This window comes from Mesorhizobium sp. M2A.F.Ca.ET.039.01.1.1 (assembly GCF_003998035.1).
In the GTDB taxonomy this organism is placed as follows: Bacteria; Pseudomonadota; Alphaproteobacteria; order Rhizobiales; family Rhizobiaceae; genus Mesorhizobium.
Genome location: NZ_RZRY01000567.1, coordinates 1 through 4140, shown reverse-complemented (window position 1 = coordinate 4140; position 4140 = coordinate 1). Strand labels below are relative to the sequence as shown.

Annotated in this window: 3 protein-coding genes; 2 read left to right on the top strand and 1 reads right to left on the bottom strand. The window is 64.0% G+C overall.

Going from position 1 to position 4140, the window contains the following annotated elements; translation table 11 throughout:
• Positions 1 to 1797, top strand: a 1797-nt coding sequence (locus EOA24_RS29375; protein ID WP_133374665.1) for a lytic transglycosylase domain-containing protein, incomplete at its 5' end; no start/stop codon positions are given.
• Positions 1798 to 2109: 312 nt separating this feature from the next.
• Positions 2110 to 3021 (top strand): alpha/beta hydrolase, encoded by a 912-nt coding sequence (locus EOA24_RS29370; RefSeq protein WP_126078327.1) that lies wholly within the window; start codon positions 2110 to 2112, stop codon positions 3019 to 3021.
• Between the two features lie 53 nt (positions 3022 to 3074).
• Here EOA24_RS29370 and EOA24_RS29365 read toward each other — a convergent pair.
• Positions 3075 to 4140: site-specific integrase (locus EOA24_RS29365; RefSeq protein WP_133374664.1), on the bottom strand; the 1066-nt coding region annotated here is incomplete at its 5' end.

The following is a 4140-nucleotide window of genomic DNA, read 5'->3' as shown; positions in this document are numbered from 1 at the left end:
CCCGCCACTTCGCTCGACCGGCACATCCTGGCCTGGGCGATCGCGCTTTATGGCGGCGACCAGGTGCCGAGCGGCGAGATTGCCGATGCCGCCAAGATGCTTCCCGGCTGGCCGGGCACGATCGCCCTGCGCAAGAACAGCGAACGCGCGCTCTATCGCGAAAACCCGCCGCCGCAAGTGGTGGTGCAGGCCTTCGGCCGCAGCCAGCCACTGACGCCGGAGGGCGTGATCATCCTTGCCCGCTCGCAGGTAGCGCTCGGCAACCAGGCCGCGGCGCGCGCGGTGCTGGTGCCGTTCTGGCGCAGCGAAAAGCTGGAAGCCAAGGACGAGAACGCCATCATCAAGGAGTTCGGCGCGCTGATCCCCGCGGCCGACCATCGCTACCGCATGGAGCGCATGTTCTATGCCGACCGGCCGTCCTCCGCGCTGCGGGTCGCCGGGCTCGCCGGGGCGCAGCCGTTGGCCGATGCGTGGGCGGCGGCCGACAAGGGCGACAAGAACGCCGCCAAACTGTTGAAGGCGGTGCCGGCGGCGCAACGCTCGGCCGGCTATTTCTTCGCCGAGGCGGAATATCTGCGCAAGCAGCAGAAATTCACTGAAGCCGCTGCTGTCGTGATGAAGGCGCCGACCGACCGCGATTCGCTGGTCGACCCCGATGCCTGGTGGGTGGAGCGCCGCGTGTTGTCGCGCGAGCTGGTCGACCAGGGCGACATGAAGACCGCCTACAGAATCGTCTCCATGCATGCGGCCGAAAGCCCGGCCAATGCCGCCGAGGCCGAATTCCATGCCGGCTGGTACGGGCTGCGCGGCCTCAACGATCCGGCGACCGCCGCCACTCACTTCAAGCAGATCACCGAGCTCGCGCAGGGACCGGTGTCGCTGTCGCGCGCCTATTACTGGCTCGGCCGCGCCGCGGAAGTCGGCGGTCCGGGCAGCGCCAAGGATTATTTCACGCGCGCGGCCAGCTACGGCACGACCTTCTATGGCCAGCTCGCCGGCGAGCGCGTGGGGTTGAGGACACTCAACATCGCCTATCCGAAACCGAGCGCGGCCGACCGCCTGAGTTTTGATGGCCGCGAGGCGGTGAGCGCGATCAAGCGGCTGCAGGAGGCGGGCTATGACCGCTATGCCGAGACGCTCTATCGCGACCTTGCCGGACAGCTGACCAGCCCGGGCGAGCTGGCGCTGCTTGCGGTGCTGGCGGAAAAGCAAGGCAACCATTTCATGGCGCTGAAGGTCGGCAAGATCGCCGCCCAACGCGGCATCGATGTTGGCGCGCTGTCGCATCCGCTCGGCGTCATTCCCGATTCGGCCAACATTTCCGGATCCGGCAAGGCGCTCGCCTACGCCATTGCCCGCCAGGAAAGCGAGTTCAATGTCGGCGCCGTCTCCAGCGCCGGCGCGCGCGGCCTGCTGCAGTTGATGCCGGGCACGGCCAAGCAGTTGGCGAAGAAGACCGGCATGAGTTTCTCGCAGGCGCGGCTGACGAGCGATGCCGGCTATAACGCAACGCTGGGCTCGGCTTTCCTCGGCGAGCAGCTCGACCGCTTCGGCGGCTCCTATGTGCTAACCTTCGCCGGCTACAATGCCGGCCCCAACCGCGCCGCCCAGTGGGTGGCGAAATACGGCGATCCGCGCGGCAAGGACGTGGACGCGGTGGTCGATTGGATCGAGCGGATTCCCTACACGGAAACAAGAAGTTACGTGCAGCGCGTGATGGAAAATTACGAGGTCTACAAGATGCGTATTTCGGGGAAGTACGACATCGTGGGGGACCTTGTGAACGGGCGGAGTTGAGCCGGCGTCCTTCCCTTCTCCCCTTGTGGGGTGAGCAGCCGGTTCCCCGAAGGCGAGTTCATCGTGCCACTGGCACGATGAAAGGCCGGCGAACGCCGGGACGCTGCGGAGCAGCGGGGACCCGGCCGGGGATCGGCCACCACCCGGCCCTTCGCAGGCTCAGGGCGTTCGAAGCTCGAAAAGCCAAGCAATTGGCTTTTCGTCCGCTAACGCGGCCGCTTCTCACCCCACAAGGGGAGAAGGAAAGAGCTACCCGTTTGACGATCCCTGCCCTCGCCTGTAGCTGTCGGTCACCCCCCAAGCGAGGACAGCATGGCGAGCGACGAAGGTTTCTCCGACTTCTTCTATCCCGCAGCTGACGGCTTGAAGCTCCATGCCCGGATCTATGGCGAGGCGAACACCGGCGGCTGGCCGGTCATCTGCCTGCCGGGCCTCACCCGCAATGCCCGCGACTTCCATGAATTGGCGCTCCATCTTTCCAGCAAGGTGGAGAACCCCCGCAAGGTCATCGCGTTCGACTACCGCGGCCGGGGCCAGTCGGACCACGATCCCGATATCGGCCACTACAATGTCGGGGTCGAGGCCGGCGACGTGCTTGCCGGGATGTCGGCGCTCGGCGTCGAGCAGGCAGCCTTCGTCGGCACGTCGCGTGGCGGCCTGATCATCCATGTGCTCGGCGCGCTGAAGCCGGCCGTGCTGAAGGCCATCGTGCTGAACGATATCGGGCCGGTGATCGAGACGGAGGGTCTAGCCCATATCCGCTCCTATCTCGACCGTGCGCCGAAACCGAAGACGTTCGCCGAGGCGGTGGATACCCAGCGGCGCGTGCATGGCGCCGATTTCCCGGCGCTTACCGACGCCGACTGGGCCCGGATGGTGCGGGCAATCTGCCGTGAGACGGCGGCCGGCTGGGTGCCGGATTTCGATCCAGCCCTGGTCGACACGCTGGCCGGCATCGATTTCAGCAAGCCGTTGCCGCGTCTGTGGCCGCAGTTCGATGCTTTGGCCGCCGTGCCGCTGCTTGCCATTCGCGGCGGCAATTCAAAACTATTATCAGCTGCGAGCGTCGAGGAGATGGGAAGACGTCATCCCGGCATGGAGACGATCACCGTCGAAGGTCAGGGACACGCTCCCTTTCTGGAAACCGGCACTCTGCTGCGGGAGATTGCGGATTTCCTCGATCGGGCAGAGCGCGAATCAAAACAAAGTAAAGCCCGAGACTAATTCAACCTCGGGCTTGTCAATAAAATATATATTCTCCGGCACGCGGCGCGTGCCTATTTGCCCTTGGAGCTCTTGCGCCGCGCCTTTGCCGGCTCCGCTCCGCTCTCCTTGCGAGCGGCTTTGCCAGGTGACGGCGCGGTCAGGGGAGAGGCAAAGACGGAGTTCTCCGCGGCGCTCGGCGCCTGATCGGCACGCGGCTTCTCGAGAACGACGACACAGCCATCAAGATCGTTGGTGGCGAGGTGCGCGTAACGCATGGTCATCGACAGCGTCTGGTGGCCAAGCCACATCTGGACGCGCCTGATGTCGATACCGCCCTGAACGAGGCGGGAAGCACAAGTGTGACGCAGGATGTGCGGCACCACCTGCTCATCGGCGCCGAGACCGACTTCCGTCTTCGCCTCGTTCCAGATCGCGCGGTACTGCGCTTGGCTGAGCTTGGTGAACGGGCCCTTCGGCCGGCGTCCTTCGGTGTTCGGCGGCAGCTTAATCACCTCCTTGACCCGTTCGGTCATCGGAATGGTGCGGCTGCGGCCGGATTTGGTGATCCAGAAGGAGACGCGATGCTCCTGGATGTCGTTCCAGATCAGGCCGAGCGCCTCGCCGAGGCGGCAGCCGGTATCGACCAGGAAGACGGAGAGCCTGTAAGCATCCTCGCTGCGGCTCCTGATGGCGGCGAACAGCCTTGCCTCTTCGTCCCTTTCTAGGAAACGAATCCGTCCTGCCCGCTCCTTCTGGCGGCGGAACTCAGGCAGGCTGTGGATATCTCCCATCTTGTGAGCCTTGCGCAGCAGCTTGCTGAGTGCAGCCATCTTGCGATTGATGGTTGCGTTGCTGTTCCCGCGCTGGCGCAAGGTACCGATAAGATTGTCCAGGGTGTTCTGGTCAAAGGTGCTGAAACGCTCTCCGAGAAGGATCTCGTCTATTTCACCGATGAAAGAGCTGACATTGTATTTATGCCGCCCATCATCCCAGAGTATATCCCGGTATGCTGCAAAGAGTTCCCCGATCCTGTGCGATTTTACTTCCCGGATCTTGTTGAAGGTGTACCTAAACTTCGAGTTCTGAGAAGAAAATACCGCAAAATGACCAGAGGGTTCTCCCTCTTGAATCGCTTCG